At 33.8% G+C, this 25,940-nt stretch carries 26 protein-coding genes and 1 tRNA gene; 24 read left to right on the forward strand and 3 right to left on the reverse strand.

Annotation, left to right across the window (positions count from 1 at the left end; genetic code table 11):
- Window positions 1-48: 48 nt before the first annotated feature.
- The 20 genes from sohB to M9C82_01935 all read left to right on the forward strand — a co-directional run bounded on the left by sohB (window position 49) and on the right by M9C82_01935 (window position 16,740).
- Window positions 49-1,074, forward strand: coding sequence for a protease SohB (sohB, locus tag M9C82_01840; GenBank protein ID URQ73897.1), 1,026 nt, complete (start codon window positions 49-51; stop codon window positions 1,072-1,074).
- Between the two features lie 13 nt (window positions 1,075-1,087).
- A complete protein-coding gene (locus tag M9C82_01845; protein ID URQ73898.1) occupies window positions 1,088-1,477 on the forward strand; it encodes a DUF2254 domain-containing protein in 390 nt (129 codons plus the stop codon).
- Window positions 1,470-1,862 carry a VOC family protein gene (locus tag M9C82_01850; GenBank protein ID URQ73899.1) on the forward strand — a complete coding sequence of 131 codons (393 nt, stop codon included), beginning with the start codon at window positions 1,470-1,472 and terminating at the stop codon, window positions 1,860-1,862. The genes M9C82_01845 and M9C82_01850 overlap by 8 nt, the downstream gene beginning before the upstream one ends.
- 17 nt (window positions 1,863-1,879) lie before the next feature.
- Complete coding sequence (locus tag M9C82_01855) at window positions 1,880-2,668, forward strand: glutathione S-transferase (protein URQ73900.1); 789 nt, start codon at window positions 1,880-1,882, stop codon at window positions 2,666-2,668.
- Between the two features lie 81 nt (window positions 2,669-2,749).
- Entirely contained in the window at window positions 2,750-2,983 is a 234-nt protein-coding gene (locus M9C82_01860) for an RNA-binding protein (protein ID URQ73901.1), read from the forward strand.
- Window positions 2,984-3,022: 39 nt separating this feature from the next.
- Window positions 3,023-3,114: transfer RNA gene (locus M9C82_01865), tRNA-Ser, on the forward strand.
- A gap of 313 nt (window positions 3,115-3,427) precedes the next feature.
- On the forward strand, window positions 3,428-4,423 hold the full coding sequence (gene trpS / locus M9C82_01870) for a tryptophan--tRNA ligase (protein ID URQ73902.1): 996 nt from the start codon (window positions 3,428-3,430) through the stop codon (window positions 4,421-4,423).
- A complete protein-coding gene (locus M9C82_01875; protein URQ73903.1) occupies window positions 4,416-4,979 on the forward strand; it encodes a hypothetical protein in 564 nt (187 codons plus the stop codon). Before trpS ends, M9C82_01875 begins: the two co-directional genes overlap by 8 nt.
- A complete protein-coding gene (locus M9C82_01880; GenBank protein URQ73904.1) occupies window positions 4,972-6,207 on the forward strand; it encodes an MFS transporter in 1,236 nt (411 codons plus the stop codon). Before M9C82_01875 ends, M9C82_01880 begins: the two co-directional genes overlap by 8 nt.
- Entirely contained in the window at window positions 6,200-7,087 is an 888-nt protein-coding gene (locus M9C82_01885) for an SDR family oxidoreductase (GenBank protein URQ73905.1), read from the forward strand. The genes M9C82_01880 and M9C82_01885 overlap by 8 nt, the downstream gene beginning before the upstream one ends.
- Before the next feature lie 19 nt (window positions 7,088-7,106).
- The gene (locus M9C82_01890) at window positions 7,107-8,558 is read left to right on the forward strand and encodes a coniferyl aldehyde dehydrogenase (protein URQ73906.1); all 1,452 of its coding nucleotides are present in this window, start codon (window positions 7,107-7,109) and stop codon (window positions 8,556-8,558) included.
- Window positions 8,559-8,576: 18 nt separating this feature from the next.
- Window positions 8,577-9,821: a lipoprotein-releasing ABC transporter permease subunit gene (locus M9C82_01895; GenBank protein ID URQ73907.1), complete on the forward strand. Its 1,245-nt coding sequence runs from the start codon at window positions 8,577-8,579 to the stop codon at window positions 9,819-9,821.
- The gene (locus M9C82_01900; GenBank protein URQ73908.1) at window positions 9,814-10,485 is read left to right on the forward strand and encodes an ABC transporter ATP-binding protein; all 672 of its coding nucleotides are present in this window, start codon (window positions 9,814-9,816) and stop codon (window positions 10,483-10,485) included. The genes M9C82_01895 and M9C82_01900 overlap by 8 nt, the downstream gene beginning before the upstream one ends.
- Window positions 10,486-11,088, forward strand: coding sequence for a MotA/TolQ/ExbB proton channel family protein (locus tag M9C82_01905; GenBank protein ID URQ73909.1), 603 nt, complete (start codon window positions 10,486-10,488; stop codon window positions 11,086-11,088). It begins immediately after the preceding gene.
- Window positions 11,085-11,495, forward strand: coding sequence for a biopolymer transporter ExbD (locus M9C82_01910; GenBank protein URQ73910.1), 411 nt, complete (start codon window positions 11,085-11,087; stop codon window positions 11,493-11,495). The genes M9C82_01905 and M9C82_01910 overlap by 4 nt, the downstream gene beginning before the upstream one ends.
- A 5-nt stretch (window positions 11,496-11,500) precedes the next feature.
- Complete coding sequence (msbA, locus tag M9C82_01915) at window positions 11,501-14,275, forward strand: lipid A export permease/ATP-binding protein MsbA (protein ID URQ73911.1); 2,775 nt, start codon at window positions 11,501-11,503, stop codon at window positions 14,273-14,275.
- Complete coding sequence (kdsB, locus tag M9C82_01920) at window positions 14,272-14,991, forward strand: 3-deoxy-manno-octulosonate cytidylyltransferase (protein URQ73912.1); 720 nt, start codon at window positions 14,272-14,274, stop codon at window positions 14,989-14,991. Before msbA ends, kdsB begins: the two co-directional genes overlap by 4 nt.
- Window positions 14,978-15,952: a UDP-N-acetylmuramate dehydrogenase gene (murB, locus tag M9C82_01925; GenBank protein ID URQ73913.1), complete on the forward strand. Its 975-nt coding sequence runs from the start codon at window positions 14,978-14,980 to the stop codon at window positions 15,950-15,952. The genes kdsB and murB overlap by 14 nt, the downstream gene beginning before the upstream one ends.
- Before the next feature lie 2 nt (window positions 15,953-15,954).
- On the forward strand, window positions 15,955-16,512 hold the full coding sequence (locus M9C82_01930) for a DUF1285 domain-containing protein (GenBank protein URQ73914.1): 558 nt from the start codon (window positions 15,955-15,957) through the stop codon (window positions 16,510-16,512).
- Between the two features lie 24 nt (window positions 16,513-16,536).
- Window positions 16,537-16,740, forward strand: coding sequence for a DUF1285 domain-containing protein (locus M9C82_01935; GenBank protein URQ73915.1), 204 nt, complete (start codon window positions 16,537-16,539; stop codon window positions 16,738-16,740).
- A 15-nt stretch (window positions 16,741-16,755) separates the two neighbouring features.
- On the opposite strand, the gene M9C82_01940 is transcribed toward M9C82_01935, so the two are convergent.
- On the reverse strand, window positions 16,756-18,408 hold the full coding sequence (locus M9C82_01940; protein URQ73916.1) for an electron transfer flavoprotein-ubiquinone oxidoreductase: 1,653 nt from the start codon (window positions 18,406-18,408) through the stop codon (window positions 16,756-16,758).
- Window positions 18,409-18,518: 110 nt separating this feature from the next.
- Between M9C82_01940 and M9C82_01945 the strand changes: the two genes are divergently transcribed.
- The 4 genes from M9C82_01945 to M9C82_01960 are packed head-to-tail and all read left to right on the forward strand — an operon-like array spanning window position 18,519 to window position 22,251.
- Window positions 18,519-19,271: an electron transfer flavoprotein subunit beta/FixA family protein gene (locus tag M9C82_01945; protein URQ73917.1), complete on the forward strand. Its 753-nt coding sequence runs from the start codon at window positions 18,519-18,521 to the stop codon at window positions 19,269-19,271.
- Window positions 19,268-20,197, forward strand: coding sequence for an FAD-binding protein (locus M9C82_01950; GenBank protein URQ73918.1), 930 nt, complete (start codon window positions 19,268-19,270; stop codon window positions 20,195-20,197). The genes M9C82_01945 and M9C82_01950 overlap by 4 nt, the downstream gene beginning before the upstream one ends.
- A gap of 7 nt (window positions 20,198-20,204) precedes the next feature.
- On the forward strand, window positions 20,205-20,789 hold the full coding sequence (gene nfuA, locus M9C82_01955; GenBank protein URQ73919.1) for a Fe-S biogenesis protein NfuA: 585 nt from the start codon (window positions 20,205-20,207) through the stop codon (window positions 20,787-20,789).
- 46 nt (window positions 20,790-20,835) lie between these two features.
- Complete coding sequence (locus M9C82_01960) at window positions 20,836-22,251, forward strand: exonuclease domain-containing protein (protein URQ73920.1); 1,416 nt, start codon at window positions 20,836-20,838, stop codon at window positions 22,249-22,251.
- On the opposite strand, the gene M9C82_01965 is transcribed toward M9C82_01960, so the two are convergent.
- Window positions 22,223-23,014, reverse strand: a complete 792-nt coding sequence (locus M9C82_01965) for a peptidoglycan binding protein CsiV (protein URQ73921.1) — start codon at window positions 23,012-23,014, stop codon at window positions 22,223-22,225. The two genes, M9C82_01960 and M9C82_01965, sit on opposite strands and share 29 nt — an antisense overlap.
- Window positions 23,007-25,937 carry a DEAD/DEAH box helicase gene (locus M9C82_01970; GenBank protein ID URQ73922.1) on the reverse strand — a complete coding sequence of 977 codons (2,931 nt, stop codon included), beginning with the start codon at window positions 25,935-25,937 and terminating at the stop codon, window positions 23,007-23,009. Before M9C82_01970 ends, M9C82_01965 begins: the two co-directional genes overlap by 8 nt.
- Window positions 25,938-25,940 lie beyond the last annotated feature (3 nt).

Genomic DNA, 25,940 nt, shown 5'->3' on the forward strand with positions numbered 1-25,940 from the left:
TTTAGTCTCATTGCTGATAGAATCCACTTTCACAAATAATACAAGCCTATGGAAATGATAATAGAATTTGCTTTCTTTTTGCTAAAAGCACTAACAATAACTTTACTAATTTTTATTCCAATTTTTCTTATAGCTTCGTCACTTAAAGGTAAATCCGAAGCAACCGATACCTTGAGAATAAAAAATCTCTCTAAAAAATACATGTCCATGGCCGATTCCTTAAAAGTCTTAAGCTTGAATAAAGAAGAAACTAAAAAATTTGTTAAGGCCTCTAAAAAAGAATCAAAAATTTCCTCAAAGCAAGCATCTAAGACTAAAAAAAAGCCAGTTTATGTAATTGATTTTTACGGTGATATTGAAGCTTCGAATGTGGAGAGTTTAAAAGAAGAAATAAATGCAATTTTAAATAGTGAAACCAAATGTGAAGAAATTATCTTGAGACTTGAAAGTAGGGGCGGTACGGTCATTGGCTATGGATTATGTGCTGCACAACTGCAAAGACTAAGAGAAGCTAAAATTAAAGTAACAGCCTGTGTAGACAAAGTTGCTGCTTCTGGCGGTTATATGATGGCATGCGTCGCCGATAAAATTATTTCTGCACCTTTTGCTGTAATTGGTTCTATTGGAGTGGTCGCCGCAATTCCTAATTTTCATAAAATCTTGAAAAAAAATGATATTGATTATGAGCTTCATACCGCGGGCGAATTTAAGAGAACTATTACAACTTTTGGAGAAACTACTGAGGAAGGAAGAAAAAAATTTAAAAAAGACTTAGAAGATATCCATAGACTGTTCAAGGATCATGTGAGTAAATTCAGGCCAAATCTAGATATAAGTAAAATTGCCACTGGTGAAGTCTGGGAAGGTATTGAAGCTCTCGAAGTAGGCTTAGTAGATGAAATAAAAACAAGCGATGAATATATTTTAGAATTTATAAAAAAACACGACGTCTATAGTATAAAATTCGAACCGAAGAAAAATCTTCAAGATAAATTTAGTAAATTTTTTAAAGCACTTTTATTTGATTCTTTAGGATCGGTTGAGGACTTTTTTGATAGAAGAAAATACAAATAATTAACTTAAATTTATGAAACTTTTATCTTACGCGCCTTTACTTCCGGCCATCTTTTTAGCCCTAATTGCTCTCAATTGGATCTTTAACCCAGAGGCCGCTGCATCTTCTTTAGGATTGATAATTAGTGATCCTGTTGAGAAAAACACTTTAATCAGAGACTTTACAGCCTTTTTTCTAGGAACTAGTATTTTTTGTTTTCTTGGGTTTATTACAAAGAGACCTGAATGGTATTTTGCTTCAGCGATAATTTTTTTAATAGCTTTGCTATTTAATTTGTTGGCTTATATTTTTCATGAAGCTTCCTTTGTCTTGGAAACTTTCATAGTTGAACTAATTTTAGCTTTGGCGTGCTTCCTTTCTGGAAAATATACAAATAGAGTTTCGGGGAAACATAATGTTTAGTCATATTATGATCGGTGCAAATGACATAGAAAAATCAAAAATATTTTATGATAATTTATTAGGTGTTTTAGGCGCTAAAGAAGGGGTATTCGTTCCTAACTTAACTGGGCAAACTAGATATTTTTACTTTTTAAATAAGAATACTTTTTGCATAACTGAACCAATCGATGGTAATTCCGCTGTTCCAGGGAACGGCAATACAGTCGCTTTTAATGTTCCGGACGAGGAAACTGGAAATAAATGGCATCAAACTGGATTAGATCATGGTGGTGTTTCTACTGAAGATCCGCCGGGAATTAGAGAATATGAAAATATGAAAATGTATCTTGCTTATTTAAAAGATCCTTCTGGAAATAAAATTTGTGCTATTAAAGTTTTCTCTTAGTCATACGAAATTTATTTATGAAAGAAGACATTAGAATTTTTTCTTATCTCCCCAATCCTAGAGTGTGGAAGTCTTTGATCACCGCAAAATTGATTAGCGTAAACGTTAATGTAATTGGTGATAAACCCAGAAATTTACCAGAATGGCTTTGGGATTTTGATGCAAGAAAATTAAATGATATCGATTCCAAAGATTTAACTAAATTTAAACGTCAAAGCAAAAGAGGCTTCAAAGTAGACCTTTATAAAACCGACGACTTTTTGGTAAAGCATCCTTTTGGAACTGTTCCCGCAGGGTTTAACTTTGATGGTTCTGTTGGCATTTTTGAATCGAACAGCATTATGCGCGCGGTTGCTCGTTTATCAGATGATCATAATCTTTACGGCGGCAGTAATAGAATGCAACAATCAAGAATTGATAGTTTTTTAGATGCTAATCTTGGGTTTGCAAGAGAATTTCAAGTTTATGTCCTAGAGCTTGATGAGCTTAATGATTATTTATATAAAAGAATGACTTCTGCTTATCAGTTTTATTTAGACGGTGTTGAAAAAGCTCTTCTCTCGAGCGCTTATATAGTTGGTGATGAGATAACAATTGCTGATATTTCTTTCGTATGTGATTTAGCTCAATTTCTTAGAGAAAGAGACCACAAAAATCATTTAAGAAAACAAGGATTTGAGTTAATTTCAAAAAATTTCGAAAAAGAGTATCCTCTTTCGTTTAATCATTTAAAAAAACTTTATCAAACAAAAGAATTCAAAGATGTTATGCAAGATTATCTCGAAAAAGTATTAACATTAAAATAAATTGTAAAAAGATTAAAAAAGTATTTCTTTTTTCTTAAATTAGTATTCAATACACTCTTTGAAAATAATTAGGAAAAATTTATGAAATTATATGTAGGCAACCTTCCTTGGAGCATAGGCGATCAGGAATTAGAAGATCTGTTCTCTGACTATTCTGTCGTTTCAGCAAAAGTAATTAAGGATAGAAATACAGATAGATCCAGGGGTTTTGGTTTTGTTGAGCTAGAGTCAGGTGGCGAAGAAGCTATTGAAGCTCTCAATGAATCAGAAGTCGAGGGAAGACAGCTTAAAGTCAACGAAGCTAGGCCCAAATAAACTTTTTTTTTGAACAAATCCTTTTAAAATAGTATTTTTGGAGGGGTGGCAGAGCTTGGTTGAATGCACCGGTCTTGAAAACCGGCAAGTCAGAAATGGCTTCGTGGGTTCGAATCCCACCCCCTCCGCCAAAAAAAAACTTTTTAATTCTTTTTATAAATCAAAAAATTTTTTTTTATAAAAACTTAGTCTAAAAAAGCGCAATTTTGCTATTGATCGATTTCATATTTAGGTTAATATAAATTCATCTACTAGAGGACGTTTTAGCAACTCGAGACGATAAAAAAGAGAATAGTAGAAAGAAGGAGAAGGGTGAAAAGCTGAAAGAAATTTCACCACATGATGGACACGGGGTAAAGTCCAACACTAGGAAGCCCGCTAGGCCCCTTCAACTTCGCTAAAAAAGAAACACCACTCAGTGGTGTTTTTTTTTATACTTACCATATGTCTATACTACTTACAGGTATTACTACCAGCGGGACTCCGCATTTGGGAAATTATGTTGGGGCAATAAAGCCATCTATCAAAGAATCTAAAAAATTTAAAGATACCTTTCTTTTTCTTGCTGACTATCATTCATTGATTAAAAATCAAGATCCAAAACTGACTTTTCAATCTTCTTTACAAATTGCCTCCGCTTGGATTGCATGTGGTATAGATCTTGATAAAGTAAATTTCTACCGACAATCAAGTATTCCTCAGATTCTCGAGTTGAATTGGATCTTGTCTTCCGTGACACCTAAAGGCATTTTAAATAGAGCACATGCTTACAAAGCAGCTGTTGATACCAACGAAAGTAACGATCCAGATAAAGGCATTAACGCGGGTTTGTTCAATTATCCGATATTAATGGCTGCGGATATATTATTATTTGATGCAAAATACGTTCCTGTAGGAAGCGATCAAAAACAACATATCGAAATGACTCGAGATATTGCTGGAAGGTTTAATAATACTTATGGAAAAACTTTTGATCTGCCAGAGCCAATTATTTCTGAAGATATTTCTCTTCTTCCAGGGTTGGATGGAAGAAAGATGAGTAAATCTTATAATAATTTTATTGAACTCTTTTCTTCTGAAAAAAAATTACAAAAATCTTTAAACCAAATTATTACAGATTCATTACTGCCTGGTGAGCCAAAGGAGACAAAAGACTCAATTCTATTTGAATACTTCAACGCTTTTCTCAGTAAACATAAAATTTATGACATAGAAAAATCATTTAAGGAAGGTGCTGGATGGGGAGACTTGAAGAAAATGCTTTTCAACATCATTAACGAAGAAATTAAACCTCTTAGAGAAAAGTTTGATGAGCTCGTCAGCAAACCAGAACTTGTCGAAGAGATATTAATTGAGGGTGAAAATAAAGCTAGAAAAAAAGCTGAAATAAAAATAACAGAAATAAGAGAAAAAATAGGAATAAAAGCTTTAAATGGATAAAAAAAAAGAGCTCTTAAAATACCCAATCAAAAATAAGTACACCTTGCTTGGTATGGAGTTTTTGAGACTCCACAATCACGGCCAATCTTTAATTATAAGAACAAAATTTTCTGATTCGTTTAAGAAACATAACTATGATTTTTTAATAGACAGTCTTTTGAAAGAGGAATTCGTAAACTTTCAGTTGACGGATTTTATGTTTGCTAGGGCTAAAGGATTCCATGGTCCTTTTTCAACGAAGAAATTAAGTAGTAAATCCTATATTAAAATTCAATCAAACGATTTTTTGTCTTTTGTGACAGAAATCGTAACTTCTGAGAGACAACAAACCCCAAATATTTCAAAAGACATATATGAAAAATTAGAATCTTTTTTATCAATAATTTTACAAGAAAATTCAATCACCTTTTTTTTAAAACAGAACAAAATTAGAAAATCTAAAGACAAAAATGAATTTGATCATGAATGGTCTCATGCATTAAACGAATACTATGAATTTTTGATATTTAATCCTTCTTCTGATGAGTTATTTGTTTTAGTTTTAGCCTATGACTAATTTCTTACAAAAACCAGATAAATCTATTTGGTATTTAGCAGCTGCAGTTGCGTGTATTGGAGCTGGGCAATCAACAATCTTTATTTTGATTCCAGCAGAGGTAAGAGCAATGGGCTTTAACGAATTTCAAGTGGGTATAATTTTTTCGATCTCTGCAATCGCTTGGATGATTTTTAGTCCTTTTTGGGGGAGTTTGAGTGACAAGTTTGGCAGAAAGTGGATTTTTTTAATCGGAATTTTTGGTTTTTCTTTATCTATGATTTCTTTTGCTGCGATTATTTCATCCGCGAATAATAACTTGATACCCTTTGTGCTAATTTTACCACTTTTGATTGCTACTAGATTAATAAATGGATTATTCGGCAGTGCAGTGAGGCCGGCTGCTGGAGGAAGAATAGCAGACATAACTTCTCCTGAAACTAGAGCGGCAGGATTCGCAAGATTTGACGCTGGCTGGCAGCTTGGCGTTGTCACCGGACCCATTCTTATTGGCATTCTCTTATCAATTTTTAATAACAACCTTTTTATTCCGTTTCTTTTTGTAGCTTTGCTTGGAATTTTTATAGGTTTTTACAATTTCGCTCAAATGAGTGAAGCTGAAGAAGTTTTGAATGAAGAGAAAATCGAGTCACAAAAAAAAATAAATATGTTTGATCCAAGAGTCTGGCCTTCTCTTGTAGTTGCGTCTTTCATGGGATTATCAAACGCAGGATTGGTATTGACCAGTTCAATATTTGTTAAAGATGTAATTTTAACTAATCAATTAGAAATTTATTCTACTGTAGCCATTGGATTTTCAATCGTAGCTCTATCTTCTATGTTTTCGCAGTTAGTGATTGTGCAAAATTATCGAATATCTCCATTAAGTCTAATTAAGTGGGGGCTTTTTATAGTTTTTTTAGGATTTTTGACTCTTTCTCAAGCTTCTTCCATTCCCGGATTATACTTAGGATTAATGCTCAAGGGCCTTGGCATGGGGTTAGCTAGAGCCGGAAATGTAACGATGCTTTCCTTGTCTGTTTCAAAAGATGAACAAGGAACAGCAAATGGACTGTTAAATATGGTTTTTCCTATTGGGCATATTTTGGTTCCAATTGTAATCATGCCTTTATATATAATTTCTCCTGAATTTCCTTATCTTTTACTTTCTTCTCTGGCAATCCTTTTAATTATATTTATACTTTCTAATCAAAAAAAATATTACAGCGTGGAGAAAATTAATGTTTGATAAAAATTTATTTAGTGGAAAAAGAATCCTGGTAACAGGTGGCGGAAGCGGTTTAGGAAAGGAAATGTCAAAGCATTTTCTTAATCATGGTGCAGAGGTCATTATCTGTGGAAGAAGGGATGAGGTCCTACAAAATACTGTCAAAGAATTAACAGGTGAAACTAAAGGAAAAATTTCCTCTCACAGTTTAGACATAAGAGATTCTATGGCGATAGAAGACACAGTTAGTAATATTTTTGATGAAGCCCCAATTGATGGATTGGTTAATAACGCCGCTGGAAACTTTATTAGCAGAACTCAAGATCTTTCACCAAATGGATTTAATGCCATCGCTTCAATTGTATTTCATGGAACATTCAATATGACTAACACCGTTGGAAAAAAATGGATCGAATTGAAAAGACCTGGAACTATTCTATCAATTACTACAACTTGGGTTTGGACAGGCTCACCTTTTGTTGTGCCTTCAGCAATGTCCAAGTCTGGAATAAATGCAATGACCAAATCACTTGCAGTAGAGTGGGGTCCGCATAATATTAGGTTGAATTGCATAGCGCCTGGACCTTTTCCGACAGAAGGCGCCTGGTCAAGACTAAGTCCTGAAACAAAAAGTACAGAAGGTGCTATGGATCAAAGCTCAATGTCATCCAACCCAATGGGTAGAGTTGGGGAAATGAATGAATTAGGAAATTTAGCTACTTTTTTAATGGCAGATGGATGTGACTATTTGACCGGTCAAACCATTGCTATCGATGGAGGAGCTTACCTTTCCGCAGGAGGGACTTTCTCTAGTTTAGGGAAACTTGGCGATGAGGACTGGACAAATATAAGAGAAACCATTAAAAAAACTAATGAAAAAGACAAAAAAATGAGGTCTTAGAAAAAATAGGAGAAAAATCATGTCAAATGAAACAATTCAGGAAATGGAAAATATTCTCAAACTTCAAAAAAAACTTTATGTTGAAGAAGGAATTCCAAGCGCAGAACTAAGAAAAGATAGATTAGCTAGGTCTATAGACATGCTTAAAAAATACCATGAGGAAATACTCTCAGCAATTACAGCAGATTTTGGTAGCAGAGATCCCAGAGCGGGCTTCATGTCAGAAATTATGAGCACGATCGGTTCATTAAACTATGCTAGAGAAAATGTAAAAAATTGGATGAAAGACGAAAAAAGAAAAAGTAATCCCTCCCAACCGTTTGTTGTGAGAACTTTAATGGGATTGCTAGGAGCTAAATCAAAAATTAAGTATCAACCATTAGGTACTGTCGGTGTTATCAGCCCTTGGAACTTCCCTATAAATTTAGTACTAGCACCTCTTGGTACAATTTTTGCGGCGGGTAATAGAGTAATGATCAAGCCTTCTGAATTTACCCCAGAAACTTCTGAACTAACAAAAAAAATGTTTCAGGAGTATTTTGATCCTGCTGAAGCTGCAGTTTTTACAGGTGGAACAGACGTCGGGGCGGCATTTAGTTCTCTTCCTTTTGACCACCTTTTGTTTACTGGAAGTACTAATACAGGGAAACTGGTTATGAAATCTGCTGCCGAAAATTTAGTTCCCGTAACTCTAGAATTGGGTGGAAAATCACCTGTGATAGTTGACGATGATGCAGATATGAAATCAGCAACTACTAGAATAATGAGAGGAAAGACAATGAATGCTGGTCAGATTTGTTTAGCTCCAGATTACGTAATGGTGCCCAAAGGTAAATCAGAAGAATTTTACGAAAAATCGAAAGAAGCAATAGAAAAATCTTTTGAGACTTTAAAATATAATCCTGACTATACTTCTGTCATCAACGAAAAACATTATGAAAGGCTAAATGATTTAATTGAGGATGCAAAAGCGAAGGGTGCGGACGTAAAAGTAATTAATCCCGCCGATGAGGATTTTTCTCAACAAGAAGTTCACAAAATTCCTCCCACTCTCATCATGAACCCAACAGACGATATGCAAATCATGAAAGAAGAAATTTTCGGGCCAGTGTTGCCTGTAAAAGAGTACGAAAATTTTCAGGAAACAATTAATTACGTCAATTCCAAAGACAGACCGTTAGGGCTTTACTACTTTGGAAAGAATAAAGAAAGAGAAGAAAAGGTACTAAACAATACTATCTCTGGAGGAGTTACTATTAATGATGTAATTTGGCACATCGGTCAAGAGGACTTGCCCTTTGGAGGCGTAGGACCAAGTGGAATAGGTAACTATCATGGATTTGATGGTTTTAAAACTTTTAGTCACGCCAAAGCAATTTATCGACAGTTTTCAGCAGACCTCTTGGCTCCAATGATGCCGCCTTACTCTGGTAAGCAGTTTGAATCCACTAAAGAACAAACTCTGAAATAGTAGATTTAAAAAAATCTAATGATGTCGAAAGATTTATCTTTTTTCATAGCCATTAGATTTCTAAGATCTCGAAAGCAAGGATTTCTTTCTTTTGTTACAGCATTAGCATTTTCATGTGTTGCACTTGGAGTTGCAGTCTTGATTATTGTGACCTCTGTAATGAATGGATTTGAAACAGAATTAAGAGAAAGAATCTTAAAAACTATTCCACATGCTTCAATTGAGGGTATTCAGCCAATAAAAGACTGGCAATCTATATATTCAGAATTAAAAAAAAATGAAGATATTATTGGCTTGGCTCCCTATATTGAAAGCCAATCTTTGCTATCGAATAAAGGAGAAGTTTTTGGAACAAAAATCTTTGGGATTCTTCCAGAATACGAAACGTCGGTTTCAGTGGTCGAAGATTTCATGTTGCAGGGTTCTTTTGATTCATTAAAAGAAAATTCTTTTAATATTGTTTTAGGTCTTTCTCAAAGTAGAAAACTAAATGTAGGCATTGGCGACGAAATAGCTTTAATGATTCCAGACGCTAACGCAACATTTGCGGGGTATTTCCCTAAGATTAAAACTTTTACCGTTTCAGGAATTTTCAGAGTTGGTTCTCCAGAGTTGGATCAAACTAATTCATTTATAAATCTAAGTGATGCAGCAAAATTAATGTCATTGGACCAGAAGGTCCATGGAATAAGATTAAAGTTTAATGATTTATTTAAAGCAACTTCACTATCTTGGATCGCATTAGGAGAGGCCGAAACGCAAACGAACGAATTATTAATTTCTAAAGATTGGACTAATACTTATGGATCACTTTTTGAAGCAATTATGCAGGAAAGAGTTCTAGTGGGACTTCTTCTTTTTTTAATAATAGTTGTTGCTGCCTTCAACATCATTTCTATGTTGGTAATGATGATAAATGATAAAAGATCACAACTCGCTATTCTTAAAACAATTGGAATGTCGAATTATGAAATTCAAAAAATATTTGTTTATTTAGGTTCTATAATTTCTTTTATTGGTACATTCATTGGGTTGATTTTAGGGCTATTGCTTACCTATTTTCTTTCAACTGATTATATGGAAGCTTTAATGAGCTTTCTCATGAGAGATTCTTATTTTATAGATTATTTTCCTACAGATGTAAGGTGGTTCTGGGTATTTATGATTTTGTTAGCATCTTTGATAACCACAATTTCTGTTTGTTTGTATCCAGCTAGACTTGCATCAAAAATTTATCCATCTCAGGTATTGAGAAATGAATAAAGTATTTGCTGTGGAGCAATTAAGTAAAACCTTTGATCCAGATACATCTCCAATACATGCAGTAAAAGACGTAAGTCTTGAAATTTGTGAAAACGAAATAATCGTTTTAACCGGCAGATCTGGCTCAGGTAAATCAACATTGCTTCATCTTTTGGCTGGTTTGGAAAAAAAAACTTCTGGTTCTATATTCTTTAAAGAAAATGATTATGACAAACTAAAACCTTCTGAATTAACTGGTTTGAGGAGAACTGAAATGGGGTTTGTTTATCAATTTCATTATTTATTAAACGAACTTTCAGCTCAAGAAAATGTTTCTTTGCCTTTAAAATTAAATAACGTAAATCAAGACAAAGCAAACGCGGCCTCTATTGAGATTTTGGATTCACTTGGTTTGGGGCATCGAATAGATCATAAACCTAGTGAATTATCGGGCGGAGAAAAACAAAGAGTTGCAATAGCAAGATCACTAGTTCATTCGCCAAGTTTAGTAATTTTAGATGAACCTACCGGAGATTTAGACACGCAAACATCACTAGAAGTCATAAACTCCCTTAAAAAATTTGTTAGTGATAAAAAATCTTCTCTATTAATTGCAACTCATGATGACAATTTTCAAAAAATAGCCGACCGAAAATTAATGATGGATTCGGGCATAATAGAATAAATGAGCTATATAATTTTATCAGGTGGCGTAATAATTTGGCCTATTATTTTATTGTCAATAATTTCTTTAGCCATTGTTTTTGAAAAAACTTGGAATTTAGCTAGAGACATTATTTTGCCAAAGAATCTCAGAGAAAATTTAATATTTCAAATTTCTGAGAATGCTATTTCAGAAATAAAAATAAAAAAAATGTCAAACGACTCGGTCCTTGGAAATATTTTTGCAAGCTTACTGAATGAAAAGGTTAGAGATAAATCAAATTTGAGAATGAGAGCTGAGGAAGCTGGGAGGTTCGAGATAAACCGACTAGAGCAATATTTATCTCTTCTTGGAACTATTGCTACTGTCTCACCTATTTTGGGTTTATTGGGAACAGTTGTTGGCATGATAAATATTTTTAGTAATCTTTTGGAATCAAATATGGGATCTACTAGTCCATTGGCTGGAGGTATTGCTGAGGCACTTGTAACTACCGCAGCAGGTTTGATTGTTGCTATTCCCTCCTTGATCTTTTATAGACATTTCACTCGAATTATTGAAAATTATTCACTTGAGTTGGAAGAAGAGGCTAATAAATTTATTGATTACCTGATTAAAGAATGAAATTTTTAAGAAAGAAAAATTCAGAGATTTCTTTAGAAGTTACTCCATTGATAGATATAGTATTTTTGTTACTTATTTTTTTTATTTTAAATAGTCAATTTGAAAAGTTAACATCCTTGGAATTAAATCTTCCTAAGGTAAACAGTGAGCAACTTGATGAAATAAATGGTAAAAATCTTGTAATTGAAATCACTGCAATTGAGGAAATCATCCTCAACGGACAAAAACTTTCAGAAATAACTTTCAATTCTCTGAATAATTATATTAAAGAAAATTTTTCTCAATTTAGCTCGGCTGTGATTTCTGCAGATTCAAATACAAAATATAAATATTTGGTTACTATTATGGATGTTCTTAACAGAAACAACTTTGAAACAGTTGAAATAAACGCAACAGAACTCAGATAGTATTAATGGCTAAAAAAAAATCTAATTATTCCAGATTAATTGGTTATGTTTTACCTAGTTATGGTTTTTTTCTAATCAGTTTTATTGGATTTTTTATTTTTGCTGGCTCCCAAGTAGCAATTGCCGAATGGTTTAGACAAATAGTTGATTTCGTTTCAAACCCAAAATCGGATCAATATTTATTTTTGCCTATTGCCTTGGTGGCGCTGGCACTTATTAGAGGAATTGGATTTTATTTAGGCTCTTATTTTATGGCATTTGTAGCCACAAAACTTGTTCATGATTTAAGATCAGACTTATTTGTAACTTTAGTCAATTTGCCATCAAAATTTTTTGACTCAAATACTAGCGGTCATCTTTTATCTAGAATCACATTTAATGTCTCTCAAGTTAGTGAGGCAGGCACAGAAGCTATAAAAATTATTTTACGTGAAGGATTAATTGTAATCGGCTTACTCAGTTATTTAATTTATTTAAATTGGCAACTAACTTTGGTTTTAATTTTTACGAGTCCATTTATCGCAGGAATAGTATATTTGGCTGGAAGAAGACTAAGGAGAGTGAGCACTAGAATTCAAAACGCAATGGGCGATGTTACTCATTTAAGTTCAGAGTCTATTAGCGCCAATAAAGAAGTAAAGTTATTTGGGCGACAAGAATCAGAATTTAAAAAATTAGTCTCGGCCAGCGAACATAATAGGATTCAGACTTTGAAACTTGAATCGACGAATGCGATTTCTTCTCCTTTGATTCAAGTTATTTTATCAATTGCTTTAGCAACTATTACTTGGTTCGCCATTGACGCTTCTGTTATAACCAATATGTCTTCCGGAACGTTTATTGCATTTTTTGGAGCTGCTGCAATGCTAGCAAAACCCATAAGACAATTGTCTACAACTAACTCCATGATTCAAAGAGGTTTAGCAGCTGCCGAAGCAATATTCAGTCAAATAGATGAAAAAGACGAATTGGACGAGGGTAAGAATGAATTAAAAGACATAGATGGAGAAATTGAATTTAAAAATGTAAATTTTCAATACGATCAAGCGGACAAAAGTTCTCTTGAAGAAATAAATTTTTCTGTTTCAAAAGGATCTACTTTAGCAATTGTAGGATCATCCGGAGCGGGCAAATCAACACTTGTTAACTTGATACCAAGATTTTACGAAGTGACCAACGGAGAAGTCCGAATTGATGGAAAGAATGTAAAAGATTTTAGTCTTAAATCTTTGCGTTCTGAAATTTCTTTTGTCAGTCAAAATACAGTTTTATTTAATGATTCCATTTATAACAATATAAGTTTTGCTGATCCTGAAGCCAATAGAGATAAAGTTATAGAGGCCGCTAAAAAAGCACATGCAAATGAATTTATTGAGCGTTTACCACAAGGTTACGATACAAAAATAGGAGATGATGGAACCTTATTATCGGGTGGGCAAAAACAAAGAATAGCTATAGCCAGAGCTTTGCTAAAAAATTGTTCTATTTTAATTCTAGATGAAGCTACTTCAGCTCTTGATTCTGAATCAGAGAAATTAGTTCAGGCGGCAGTAGATAACTTAAAACAAGGAAAAACGACAATTGTTATTGCTCATAGATTGTCCACTGTGGAAAGTGCAGATGAAATTTTGGTGCTTGGACAAGGGAAAATACTTGAGAGAGGTTCACACGAATACTTAATTGAAAAAAAAGGCGAATACTTTGAACTATATAAAAATCAATTTGTTGATAAAGAGCCCTTAAAGGAAATTCAAAAACCTTTATTCATTCCTAAGTTAAAGATAGATGAATCTTCACATGCCAATTTTATTGAAACAGCTTGGTATAAAAATAAATTGTGGATTAAATTATTTTATCCTTTGTCAGTCATTTTTAATTTAATAAGTGGTTATAGAAGAAAGCAGTTATCAAAATCCTCTTGGAAACCAAAAATTAAGACTATTGTTGTCGGCAACATTACGGTTGGCGGTAATGGTAAAACACCTTTTGTAATCTGGCTAGCAAACTTGTTAAAAAAGAATGGTTATAAACCAGGAATTGTTTCAAGAGGGTATAAAAGTGCCTCAAAAAACTTCCCTTTAGAAATAGATTCTGAAACAGATGTTTATAGCTCGGGAGATGAGCCAAAAATTATTTTTAATTCAACTAAATGTCCTGTCGTAATAGGACCTAATAGAGTCAAATCTTCAAAATATTTATTAAATAAACATGAATGTGACGTATTAATAACTGACGACGGCCTTCAGCACTATTCTTTAGGAAGGGATGTAGAGATTGCTATGGTCGATGGAATAAAAAAGTTTGGGAATAAATTGACTCTTCCCTCAGGACCATTGAGAGAGCCAATCAATAGACTTGAAGAAGTTGATTTTGTTGTAAACACGAATTCTTTTTTAAAAAAAGAAGATGAAAGAAAAAATAATGAATTTTTAATGACTTATAAACCTATTTCGTGGATAAACATTAATTCAAAAAAACAAATTGAGATTCATGAATGGCCTTATCAAAAGATAGTTCATGCGGTGGCTGGTATATCGAACCCAGGCAATTTTTTTTCATCGTTAAGAAGCTTAGGGTTTGAGGTAGTCGAACATATTTTTCCTGATCATTACAATTTTTCAAAAAATGATTTTGAAAATCTTTTAGACTTGCCGGTCATAATGACAGAAAAAGACGCAGTAAAATGTGAGTTCTTGGATGACAACTTTTGGTATTTAAAAATCGAAGCTCAAATTTCTGAGGGTATGGAACAAAAAATTATTGAGCAAATAAAATCTTGAAGAAGGTTATTTTAATTCCCTCTAGACTTCAATCTGAGAGACTACCTGAGAAACCTCTTAAATTGATTGGAGACAAAACCATGATTAGACTGGTTTATGAAGCTGCTAAAAAGTCCAAAGCTGACAATGTTGTCGTTGCGACAGATGCTGAGAAAATATACGAAGAAGTAAAAAATTTTGGTGGCACAGCTTTGATGACAAAGTCAGACCATAGCAACGGAACTGAAAGAATTTTTGAGGCTTCCGAAATCCTTGGTTTGAAAGATGAAGATTTCGTGGTGAACCTGCAAGGTGACGAACCTTTCACTGATCCAATCGACTTAAATAAGATATTTTCCGCATTGGAGAACAGTGAGTGTGAAATAGTTTCGTTATTTACAGATTTTAAAAAAGAATCTGATCTTGACGATTTGAGTAAAGTGAAGGTTGAATTAAATGGCTATAGGGCAAAACTATTTTATAGAGCTTTTGATGATAGATCGGTTAATCCTTATCTTCATCTTGGAGTCTATGGATTTAGATATGAAGCGTTGAAAAAGTTTGTAGCTTTGCCCAAGACCGAAAATGAAGTGAATTTAAAATTAGAACAGTTGAGGGCTTTAGACAACAATATACAGATACACATGGTTAAATCAGAAGCTAAAATCCATCTAGGTATAGATACTGCTAAAGATTTAGAACAAGCAAACAAACTAATAGTAAATGATTTCGAATAAAAATTTAAAAGATCTAAATTCTTTGAAACTTGAATATTCATGTGAGAATTATTTTGAGTTAAACAACCATCAAGATTTATTTGAATTATCAAGAGAGATTAGAAACTCAAGCACCAGATTTTGGATACTAGGCGAGGGAACAAATGTGATTATTTTAAAAAACTTAGAAGGTTTAGTGATAAAAAATAATCTATTGGGAATTTCTTACCAAGATAATTTTGTTAATTGTGCCTCTGGAGAAAATTGGGATAATTTAGTAAAGAGATGTTTAGATCAAAAGTTGTATGGATTTGAAAATCTTTCTGGCATTCCTGGTAGCGTTGGAGCTGGGCCCATTCAAAATATTGGAGCCTACGGGGTAGAGATTTCAAGTTTTATAGAGTATGTGGAAGCGTTCAACTTGATGACGGGAAACTTTGAAGTATTTGATGTGAATGATTGTAAATTTTCTTATAGAAACAGTATTTTTAAAGATTTGCCTAATCATTTAATTACAAACATTAGATTTTCGCTTAGTAAAAATTTTCAACCAAATTTATCTTATGAATCAATTCCTAAAAACTTAGAGATAAGTTCTGCTGAGGAGTTAAGAGATGTAATTCTAAGTATTCGAAACGAACGACTAGTTAATCCTAATCAAGATCCAAATGTGGGTAGTTTTTTCAAAAATCCAGTAGTTTCTGAGTCTAAACTAAAAAAATTAAAGAATAGTTTTCCAGAAATTAAATTTTACGATGTCGAGCAAGATCTTTATAAGATTTCAGCTGCTTGGTTAATTGAAAATATAGGTATGAAAGGAAAACAAAATAAAAGTTGTGGGGTATCTAAAAAGCATTCCTTGGTGCTAGTAAATTTTTCTAATAAATCAGAAAGTATTGTCAATTTATCTAATAAAATAAAATCTATGATCAAAAGTAGATTTGACTTAGAACTTGAAATTGAACCAACCTTTATTCATTAATTATGGTGTCAACAGTTAGTCTTTTTCAAAGTATTTTAGAAGCCCAAGAGAAAAACGGAGGGCTTCCGCCAGTAGAAAAGTGGAACCCTCCACTTTGTGAAAATGTAAACATGCGGATATCTCGTGACGGCAAATGGTATTTCATGAACTCGATAATTTCTAGAGAGAAAATGGTTAATCTATTCAGTACGGTCATAAGATTTGATGATGATGGGTTTTATTATTTAGTAACACCTCATGAAAAGATTAAATTAGTTGTAGAAGATAAACCCTTTGTAGTAACAACTTACAATAAAGAAATTGTAGACGGTCAAGAGACTTTTCTTTTCAAAACGAATGTTGGTGACATAGTTCCGTTGAATTCAAGCCACCCTTTAAGAATAGAAATTTCTGAATCCGATGAGCCCTCTCCTTATTTATTGGTCAGAAAGAACTTAGAAGCACTATTGACTAGAAACGTTTTTTATCAGTTAGTAGAGGAAGCAAATTCAGACGAAATAAATAGAGAACTTTTCATTACAAGTTCAAAAGAGAGATTTAGTCTTGGAAGTTTCGAATAAAGAAACTAAATTTATTTAGTTCCGTTGAATTCAAGCCACCCTTTAAGAATAGAAATTTCTGAATCCGATGAGCCCTCTCCTTATTTATTGGTCAGAAAGAACTTAGAAGCACTATTGACTAGAAACGTTTTTTATCAGTTAGTAGAGGAAGCAAATTCAGACGAAATAAATAGAGAACTTTTCATTACAAGTTCAAAAGAGAGATTTAGTCTTGGAAGTTTCGAATAAAGAAACTAAATTTATTTACATATTAGGGTAGTTGGGACCACCCATGCCTTCTGGTGTTACCCAAACAATGTTTTGGCTTGGATCTTTAATGTCACAAGTTTTGCAGTGAACGCAATTCTGAGCATTAATTTGAAATTTGTTTTCACCATCTTTTTCTACGACTTCATAAACTCCTGCGGGGCAGTATCGTTGAGCAGGTTCGTCATATTCAGGCAGGTTCACCGAAATAGGTATAGAAGAGTCTTTAAGCGTTAAATGACAAGGCTGATCTTCTTCGTGATTAGTATTTGAGAGAAAAACAGAAGATAACTTGTCGAAACTAATTTTGCCATCAGGCTTAGGATATTCTATTTTCTCGCACTCAGAAGCTTTCTTCATGCAAGCGTAATCTGGAGTTTTGTGTCTCCAAGTGTAAGGAAATTTACCTCTAAAAAAGAACTGCTCTAAAGCCATAATTATTCCACCGACTAAGGCCCCATATTTGTGAAGTAAGGCAGTCATATTTCTTGATTTGTAAAGGTCAGTTTCAATCCAAGAAGATTTAAGTTTTTCCTCGAAATCTATTAGATCTTCACCAATCTTATTCTGACTAATCGCCTCGAATGCACTCTCAGCTGCGAGCATTCCCGATTTCATAGCTGTATGAGAACCTTTGATTTTAGTGAATACCATCAATCCTGCATCACAACCAACTAAAATTCCGCCAGGGAAAGTCATTTTTGGTCTTGAATGGTAACCGCCTTTAGTTAAGGCTCTTGCTCCGTAAGCAACCCTTGTACCGTTTTCTAAAAGTTTCTTAATGTCTTTGTGATGTTTCCACTGTTGAAATTCATCGAAAGGACTTAGGTGCGGATTAGAGTAGTCCAATGGCACTACAATACCTAAATAAACCTGATTATTTTCTCCATGATAGCAATAAGATCCAGAGTTCGATTTACTCGGCCAACCGAAAGAATGCATAACGGTGCCTTCTGAATGAACTTCTTTTGGTACATCCCAAACCTCTTTAAAACCAATGCCATAGTGTTGAGGGTCGCTATTAGCATCTAACGCATATTTAGAAATCAATTTTTTTCCTAAATGACCTCTGCATCCCTCTGCAAAGATAGTATATTTTGCTCTTAGCTCCATTGGCGGTTGGTAAGAAGGCTTTCTTTCACCTTCTTTGGTTACACCCATTTCTCCAGTTAAAATTCCTTTTACGGTATCGTTTTCGTAAATAACTTCTGATGCTGTGAAGCCAGGAAAGATTTCTACTCCTAGATTTTCTGCCTGAGTCGCAAGCCAACGACAAAAGTTGGCCAAGCTCATGACATAGTTTCCATGGTTATTGAAATTGGGGGCAAAGAAAGAGGCAAAAGGGATACCAAAAGAAAGTTTTTCGGTTAGAAAAAATTTAACAATATCCTTTTTGGCCGGAGTATTTAAAGGGGCTCCTTTCTCTTTCCAATCTGGTATCAGTTCGTCGAGCGCTGTCGGCTCAAAACAATTACCTGATAAAATATGAGCGCCAATCTCAGACCCTTTTTCAATCAAACATACGCTTAATTCTGAATTGTTCTCAGCCGCTAATTGCTTTAATTTTATTGCAGTAGATAATCCAGAAGGGCCTCCTCCAACGACTACAACGTCATATTCCATTGAATCTACAGCTACATCCTCACTCATTTTTTACCCTCAGGCTATATAATTATATATTCTAATGTTTTGATGTTACGCAGTATATCTTTTAGAATGCGGTTTTTTTGAATTAATTCAAATATAATATACTTATAAATATGAAGATTCTTATTCCAATTAAGAGAGTTGTCGATTACAACGTTAAAGTCAGGCCCACTTCCGATGAGTCAGGTGTTGATTTAAATAACGTTAAAATGGCAATTAACCCATTTTGTGAGATTGCTGTTGAAGAAGCAGTAAGACTTAAAGAATCAGGTGTAGCTGAGGAAATTGTTGCTGTAACTATAGGGTCTTCAGCCGCTCAAGAACAACTTAGAACCTCATTGGCTTTAGGAGCAGACAGAGCAATTTTGGTTGAATCTGAAACAGAACTAGAACCCTTAGGAATAGCAAAATTGCTAAAAGCAGTAGTTGAAAAAGAAAGTCCAGATCTAGTTATCCTTGGCAAACAAGCCATCGATGGCGATAACAACCAAACTGGCCAAAAATTAGCCGCACTATTAGGCTATCCTCAGGCAACTTTTGCTTCGGAACTTTCTATTTCTGACGGTAAAGCCACAGTTACAAGAGAAGTTGATGGAGGTTTGCAAACCGTGTCAGTTAATCTTCCAGCAATCGTCACCACAGATTTAAGACTTAATGAACCGAGATACGCGTCTTTGCCGAACATTATGAAGGCAAAATCTAAACCTCTTGATGTTATGCCTGTCGCTGATTTCGGAATTGATATTACTCCTAGAATTTCAACTTTAAAGGTTTCTTTACCTCCGGAAAGAGAAGCTGGAGTAATAGTTGAAACCGTTGACGAATTAGTCGACAAATTAAAAAACGAAGCAAAGGTGATCACATGACAGCGTTAGTAATTTCTGAACACAACAACGAAGAGCTAAAATCAGTAACTTTAAATACTATTTCGGCAGCAAAAGAACTCGACAGCGACATTCACGTTTTAGTGGCTGGAAAGGAATGTGCGGGAGTAGCTGAAACATCCAGTAAAATTGATGGAGTTACAAAGGTTCTTTTGGTAGATTCAGCAGAATATGAGCATTTTTTGGCTGAAAATATCTCTACTTTGATTTCAAAAATTGCCGATGATTATGATTTTATATTGGCTCCAACTACTACAAGTGGAAAAAATTTCATGCCAAGAGTTGCAGCTTTATTGGATGTAAGTCAAATTTCAGATATTTCTGCAGTTGAAAGTACCGACACTTTTCAAAGACCAATATATGCTGGAAATTGTATTGCTACTGTTAAGACTACTGACAAAAAGAAAGTAATTACGGTAAGAACAACTGCATTTGACGCTGCTCCATCCGAAGGTGGTTCAGCTGATATAGTTTCTTTAGAAGAGGTTCACAATTCAGGAATTTCCGAATTTATAAAAGAAGAGCTCGCCCAATCAGACAGACCTGAACTTACTGCTGCTGATGTTATTATTTCTGGCGGAAGAGGGATGCAAAACGGGGATAATTTTTCTCTCTTAGAAGGTATAGCAGACAAGTTAGGTGCTGCAATAGGCGCCTCAAGAGCAGCTGTAGATTCTGGTTTCGTCCCGAATGATTATCAAGTTGGTCAAACAGGAAAAATAGTAGCTCCAAATTTATACATTGCAGTAGGAATTTCAGGTGCAATTCAACATCTTGCAGGCATGAAAGATAGCAAAGTTATAGTTGCCATCAATAAAGACGAAGATGCACCTATTTTTCAAGTCGCCGATTACGGTTTAGTTGGAGACTTATTTGACGTTGTTCCAGAGCTAGAAAGTAAAATCTAAATAAGTCATGGATAAAATAGATATCACTGATTCTGCTCAGGAATATTTATCAGAACTTCTTTCAAAACAAGAAGATCCTACAAATATCAAGATCTTTGTCTCCGAACCCGGCACTCCTAAAGCTGAAACTTGTATTGTTTATTGCAAAGAAGGAGAACAAGAGTCAGACGACTTGTTCTTAGAATTGGAAAAAATTAATGTTTTTTTAGAGAAAGCTAGTTTACCTTTCCTTGAGGAAACCGTAGTTGATTATCATCCGGATAAATTTGGTGGACAGCTCACGATACGAGCGCCAAATGCCAAAATGCCGAACTTAGATGAAGACAGTTCAATTGAAGATAAAATAAATTATTTCTTATACAGCGAGATTAATCCTTCTTTAGCATCTCACGGTGGCGAAGTACACTTAGTTGAAGTTCTTGAGCAAACTAAGGCAGTGCTAAGGTTTGGCGGAGGATGTCAGGGTTGTGGAATGGTAGATTTAACTCTTAAGGATGGTGTTGAGAAAACTCTTAGGAACAATATTCCAGAATTGACTGAAATTATAGATTCTACTGATCACAGTCAAACAGAAAACGCTTATTACAAATAAAACCCTACGACAATCAACTATCTTTGATTCGAGTATAATTTACTGAATGAAAGATAAAGCTTTCGTATTTAACGACACTGAGACCACAGGCTTAAATACCTGGTTTTCTCAAATAATCCAAATAGGCTCAGTTCTGACCGATAGCGAATTTAATGTCGATGAAGAACTAAATATCAGTTCAAAAGTTTTACCTTGGGTTGTTCCCACTAAAGGCGCTTATGAAACTCATAAACAAGTTGAAAATTTATCGGATGGAATGTCTCATTACGAAATGATGCATTTTCTAAAAGACAAATGGTTAAATTGGGGAAAATCAAAAGAACTAGTGCACGTTACTTACAATGGCATGAGTTTTGATGAAGAATTATTCAGACGACAATTTTATTGGAATCTCATTGATCCTTATTTAACAACCAATAGAAACGGGTCCTCTAGAATTGATCTCATGGTGATACTTTTCATTATTGCCAATTTTTATCAAGAAAAAATCAATATGCCTAAAGATGAAGACGGAAACATTAGATACAAATTAGGAATGGTGGCCGAGGCAAATGGGATTTCATCTTTAAATGCTCACGACGCGGTAGTAGATTGTTATTTGATGATTAATCTAGTGAGATTAATCAATAAGGTAGCTCCAGAAGTTTGGCAGTCTGCTATACAGGCGTCTTCAAAAAAAGGTTTGATTTCAATGTTAAATGAAGGCCCGTTTTCGATGTTTGCAGAGATTGTTAAGGGGAAATGTTTTAATTATCCAGTTTATCCTTGTGCACAAAATCAAAAAAAACCAAACGAATTACTTTTAGTTGATCTTTATTTTGATCCAAACGAATTATTTGAGATGTCATACTCAGAATTGAAAGGACAATTTGGAAAATCTGGAGCCTTTAGAAAAATTGCTATTAATAAAACTCAGCCATTAATAAACGCAAGCGCAATTTCAAATGCAGACTCTTTTTTAGATTTATCAATTGAAGAATTAACTAAAAGAGCTGAGCAAATTAAGGGCAATGAAGATTTTAAAAACAATTTATCTCAAATTTTGGAAGATGATGATAAAACCTGGCCGGAAAAAACAATTGTTGAGCAAAAAATATACGATGGTTTTAGTTCTGATGCAGACAAATTATGGATGGAAAGATTTGAAATAAGTACTTGGGACGAGAAAGTTAAATTAGTAAATGGTTTTGAAGACGAGAGATATAGAGAACTTGCTGAAAGAATCATTTGCTATCAAAAGCCTGAATTCGCAAATGAAGAAATGTTAGAAAATTTTAATAATCTTGTTAGGTCTAGGCTCTATTCAAAGGGTCCCTGGAATAATCCTGGAGAGACTCTAGACCAAGCCATACACAACGTGGAAATTGCTCTAAAAGAATCTGAAGACGATGAGAAAAAAGAAATTTATAAAAAGTTATTAGAGCACTACAAATCTAAGACGGTTCAATTTTCTCAGTCTTGACTATTCGATAAATGATGCCAAATTTTGGATGGTCAATGTAATGCAATTCTCCTGATTTTAATTTTCTTGATTGATTAATCTGAAAAGTTACTTTCATTGAATCTTTTTCACTTAGTACCTCATAACCTTCATTAGTTTCTGCCTCAAGAGGGATCTTTAGAATTTGAAAATCTGAATCCATTGTTGTTTCCGCTAAGAAAAAATTAAAATCAGTGTGTAAAAATCTTTTTTTGTATATTTTGAGACTTCCGAATATTTTGTTGTCTTTGTAGACTTCGGAATCTATCAAAAGAGGCTTAGCTGATTCTTCAATTGAAACTGGTTGAAACCATGAATAATGCCCAATGACTCGGTAATCTCTACTTCTCTTAAATAAATCTACTTCTTCGCTGAGAGAGAACTTCTCTCCCGCGTCAATTTGAAAGAAATCTCTGTTTTTAGGTTTCCTAATAAGCTCTGATTCAATTTCTTCTTCTACTTCAACTTGCGGTGAGTTCACGTTTATAAAAAAATCTTGAAAGGGGTATTGCAAATCCAAAGCTGGCGGCTCAAGAAATTCTGGATATTGCAAAGAGGATAAAAATGCTAAATCGTTTCCCAAGTCTAAAACGGGTTCTTCAAAAATTTCATTGGAATCTAAATCAGGTAAAAATTTAAAAAGAATAATATCGATTCTGTAGATTTCTTCGTCGGTTGACAAAGAAAAGTTACTGAAAAGTAACAAGCTAAAAGCAAACCAGTAACTAGTCTTTTTTTTAAACACTAAATGATTTTAACTTATTTAAAACAAATTCTGATTTTGAATTTATTTCTTGAGGATAATTAAAGGAAATTTCTTTGATTTTTGAATTTTTGGAAACTAAATTTGAATTTTCATTCAGTGCCAAAGTACATTTAATCCCGTCGCCTTTAATTTTGTTTATAAGAAGGTTATTGGCTTCAATTCTTATAGAAGTCTGATTGATAAGGATTTGGAGATCTTCTGGAAGAGAGCCAAACCTGTCTTCTAGTTCTTTTATATACGTTTTTAGATTTTTTAGATCTTTGATTGCAGAAAATCTTTTGTATATCTCAAGCCTTACTTCAGCCTGAGGAATAAAAGCTTCGGGAATGAAACCATTTTCACCAATTTTTATTTCAAATTCTTCATGAGTCTCATCAAAGCCTTCGAGTAATTTTATTGATCTATTTATCATGGATGAGAATAAACTTAGCCCGACATGATCAATCAAGCCGCTTTGCTTTTCTCCGAGGATCTCACCGGCACCTCTTATTTCTAAATCTCTCATTGCTAAATTAAAACCCGAGTTAAGAGAGTCACTAAATTTTAGTGCCTCAAGGCGTGCAAGGGCATTTTTATTTAAACTCTTATCAGGGGAAATAAAAAAATATGCATACGCTTGGCGACTCGATCTGCCAACTCGTCCTCTAATTTGATGCAACTGAGACAAACCAAAATTTTCAACGCCTTCAATTATTAATGTATTGGCGTTAGCGATATCAAGTCCGTTTTCAATAATCGTTGTGCAAAGAAGGATATCAATTTTTTTGTTAGAAAAATTCACCATAATTTCCTTCAATGACTTTGGTGACATTTGACCATGAGCAATTTCAATTTTTGCGGCCGGAATAATTTGACTTAATTCTTTCTTTTTTTCTTCCAATTGAGCAACATTGTTTACTAAATAAAAAACTTGTCCGGATCTGATGAACTCTCTTTCCATCGCTTCTTTTGCTAAGGTTTTTGAATAAGTTGCAACGAGGGTTTCTACTGCTTTCCTACCGGGCGGAGGAGAGCTAATTATAGAAATATCTCTTACTCTGGATAGAGCAAGGTTCAACGATCTCGGAATAGGAGTAGCCGACAAAGAAATTGAGTTTATACCTTTTGAATATTTTCTAAGTTTTTCTTTCTGTCTTACGCCAAATTTATGTTCTTCATCGATGACTAAAAGACCTAAATTTTTAAATTCGATTTCAGCACCTAAAAGAGAGTGAGTTCCTATAATTATGGAAATTTTTCCTTTCTTTAAGTTTTCAAAAATTGAAGCTTTTTCCTTTTGAGTTTTTTCTCTTGAAAGAAACTCTACCTCGTGATCGGTTTGCAAAAATCTGTCTTTAAATAGCTCATAGTGCTGCCTTGCCAAAATAGTCGTTGGAGCGAGTACAGCAACCTGTTGTTCATTTTTTGCACAAATAAAAGCAGCTCTCAATGCTATTTCAGTTTTGCCAAACCCCACTTCGCCACAAATTAATCTGTCTTGAGGTTTTTCCGAAGCCAAATCGCTTATAACTTCATTGATCACACTGGCTTGATCATTAGTTTCTTGAAAACCAAATCCATTGGAAAATTCTTCAAAATCGTTTGCATTTACAATTAATGGAATTGATTTGTCTATCTTTCTTGTTGCTTCTGCTTCCAAAAGCTCAGCAGCAATATCAAAAGCTTTTTTTCTTGTTTTCTCCTTTTTTAACTTCCAATTGTTTTTGCTCAGAGAATCTAATTTAATTTCGCTATTACCTAAATATGGCGTAAGTAAATTCATTGAGCTAATTGGGACATAGAGGGTTTCGCCCTCGGCATACTCAATTGCAAAACATTCTGTATTACTTAGGTTTTTAAGACCTTTGAAGATGCCTATTCCAAAATTTGAATGTACAACTTTATTGTCTATCTTAAATTCATATTGATCTTCTTGAGAAAAGACTTTTTGAGAAGATTTTTCAAAAATATTCTTAGAAAGGTTTTGTTTTTTTTGTAGTTCTATATTTGACGATGCTTCTTTGTCTTCAACGATGATATGAATTTCTTTTTCTAGGAATTCTTTTGGCTCATTAAAAAGTTTCGAAGGAGGTAAGGGCGGTCTGTCTAAGTTGCTAATAAATTCTTCGTACCTTTCTTCGATTAATTTCCAATATGAATTAGATGAATCCTTTATATTTCCATATGAAAAAATATCAAAATCGTTAAAAAAAATATCAAAGTTTGGTTTTGATTCATAAAATAAAGGGAAATAGGATTCAATTCCCTCTGTAAATTTCCCTTTTGAAACAGCGTCAAAAATTTTTCCGTCGTTAGGAAAAACTGATCGCCAATTTTTTTTAAAAATAGAAATAGATTTTTCGTCAAGCACAAAACCTCTGGATGCTTTGCATTCATACTTATTTACTTTATGTTCACTTAGCTGAGTTTCTTCATTAAAAGTTCTAATTGATTCAACTATATCTCCGTCTAGATTAATCCTGATGGGCCTAGATGAATTAATTGGAAAAATATCTATAACAGAACCTCTAATTGTGAATTCACCTCTAGTTGAGACAAGTTCAACTGATTCGTATCCAGAAATAGTTAACTTTTGAATTAAATCATTTCTATCAATTTGGTCTGATAATTCAAATGAGTAAGAGAAATTATTAATTGAAGTCTTATTAAAAAGCGGCTGAATAAGAGCATTTGTTGTTGTAACTATAGTTACTTCTGCGTTTGAGGATTTTGATAAAGTTTCAATACGGTTGGAAAGATTGTCCATATGTGGAGAGAAATGATCATATGGAAGTGTTTCAAACTCTTTAAAAATACAAAAACTCTCTTTAGAGTTTCTTTCTAAGAAATCCGATATTTCAACTAATTTATAGTTATTTTCACAGATTATTAGGCTTTTTTTCTTATCTAAAATTCTATGCATATG

The sequence above is a fragment of the SAR86 cluster bacterium genome (assembly GCA_023703675.1).
Classification (GTDB): domain Bacteria; phylum Pseudomonadota; class Gammaproteobacteria; order Magnimaribacterales; family AG-339-G14; genus AG-339-G14.

Coding starts and splice junctions, on each gene's coding strand:
- sohB (URQ73897.1), top strand. CDS start 49: ATGGAAATGATAATAGAATTTGCTTTCTTTTTGCTAAAAGCACTAACA.
- M9C82_01845 (URQ73898.1), top strand. CDS start 1,088: ATGAAACTTTTATCTTACGCGCCTTTACTTCCGGCCATCTTTTTAGCC.
- M9C82_01850 (URQ73899.1), top strand. CDS start 1,470: ATGTTTAGTCATATTATGATCGGTGCAAATGACATAGAAAAATCAAAA.
- M9C82_01855 (URQ73900.1), top strand. CDS start 1,880: ATGAAAGAAGACATTAGAATTTTTTCTTATCTCCCCAATCCTAGAGTG.
- M9C82_01860 (URQ73901.1), top strand. CDS start 2,750: ATGAAATTATATGTAGGCAACCTTCCTTGGAGCATAGGCGATCAGGAA.
- trpS (URQ73902.1), top strand. CDS start 3,428: ATGTCTATACTACTTACAGGTATTACTACCAGCGGGACTCCGCATTTG.
- M9C82_01875 (URQ73903.1), top strand. CDS start 4,416: ATGGATAAAAAAAAAGAGCTCTTAAAATACCCAATCAAAAATAAGTAC.
- M9C82_01880 (URQ73904.1), top strand. CDS start 4,972: ATGACTAATTTCTTACAAAAACCAGATAAATCTATTTGGTATTTAGCA.
- M9C82_01885 (URQ73905.1), top strand. CDS start 6,200: ATGTTTGATAAAAATTTATTTAGTGGAAAAAGAATCCTGGTAACAGGT.
- M9C82_01890 (URQ73906.1), top strand. CDS start 7,107: ATGTCAAATGAAACAATTCAGGAAATGGAAAATATTCTCAAACTTCAA.
- M9C82_01895 (URQ73907.1), top strand. CDS start 8,577: ATGATGTCGAAAGATTTATCTTTTTTCATAGCCATTAGATTTCTAAGA.
- M9C82_01900 (URQ73908.1), top strand. CDS start 9,814: ATGAATAAAGTATTTGCTGTGGAGCAATTAAGTAAAACCTTTGATCCA.
- M9C82_01905 (URQ73909.1), top strand. CDS start 10,486: ATGAGCTATATAATTTTATCAGGTGGCGTAATAATTTGGCCTATTATT.
- M9C82_01910 (URQ73910.1), top strand. CDS start 11,085: ATGAAATTTTTAAGAAAGAAAAATTCAGAGATTTCTTTAGAAGTTACT.
- msbA (URQ73911.1), top strand. CDS start 11,501: ATGGCTAAAAAAAAATCTAATTATTCCAGATTAATTGGTTATGTTTTA.
- murB (URQ73913.1), top strand. CDS start 14,978: ATGATTTCGAATAAAAATTTAAAAGATCTAAATTCTTTGAAACTTGAA.
- M9C82_01930 (URQ73914.1), top strand. CDS start 15,955: ATGGTGTCAACAGTTAGTCTTTTTCAAAGTATTTTAGAAGCCCAAGAG.
- M9C82_01940 (URQ73916.1), bottom strand. CDS start 18,408: ATGAGTGAGGATGTAGCTGTAGATTCAATGGAATATGACGTTGTAGTC.
- M9C82_01945 (URQ73917.1), top strand. CDS start 18,519: ATGAAGATTCTTATTCCAATTAAGAGAGTTGTCGATTACAACGTTAAA.
- M9C82_01950 (URQ73918.1), top strand. CDS start 19,268: ATGACAGCGTTAGTAATTTCTGAACACAACAACGAAGAGCTAAAATCA.
- nfuA (URQ73919.1), top strand. CDS start 20,205: ATGGATAAAATAGATATCACTGATTCTGCTCAGGAATATTTATCAGAA.
- M9C82_01960 (URQ73920.1), top strand. CDS start 20,836: ATGAAAGATAAAGCTTTCGTATTTAACGACACTGAGACCACAGGCTTA.
- M9C82_01970 (URQ73922.1), bottom strand. CDS start 25,937: ATGCATAGAATTTTAGATAAGAAAAAAAGCCTAATAATCTGTGAAAAT.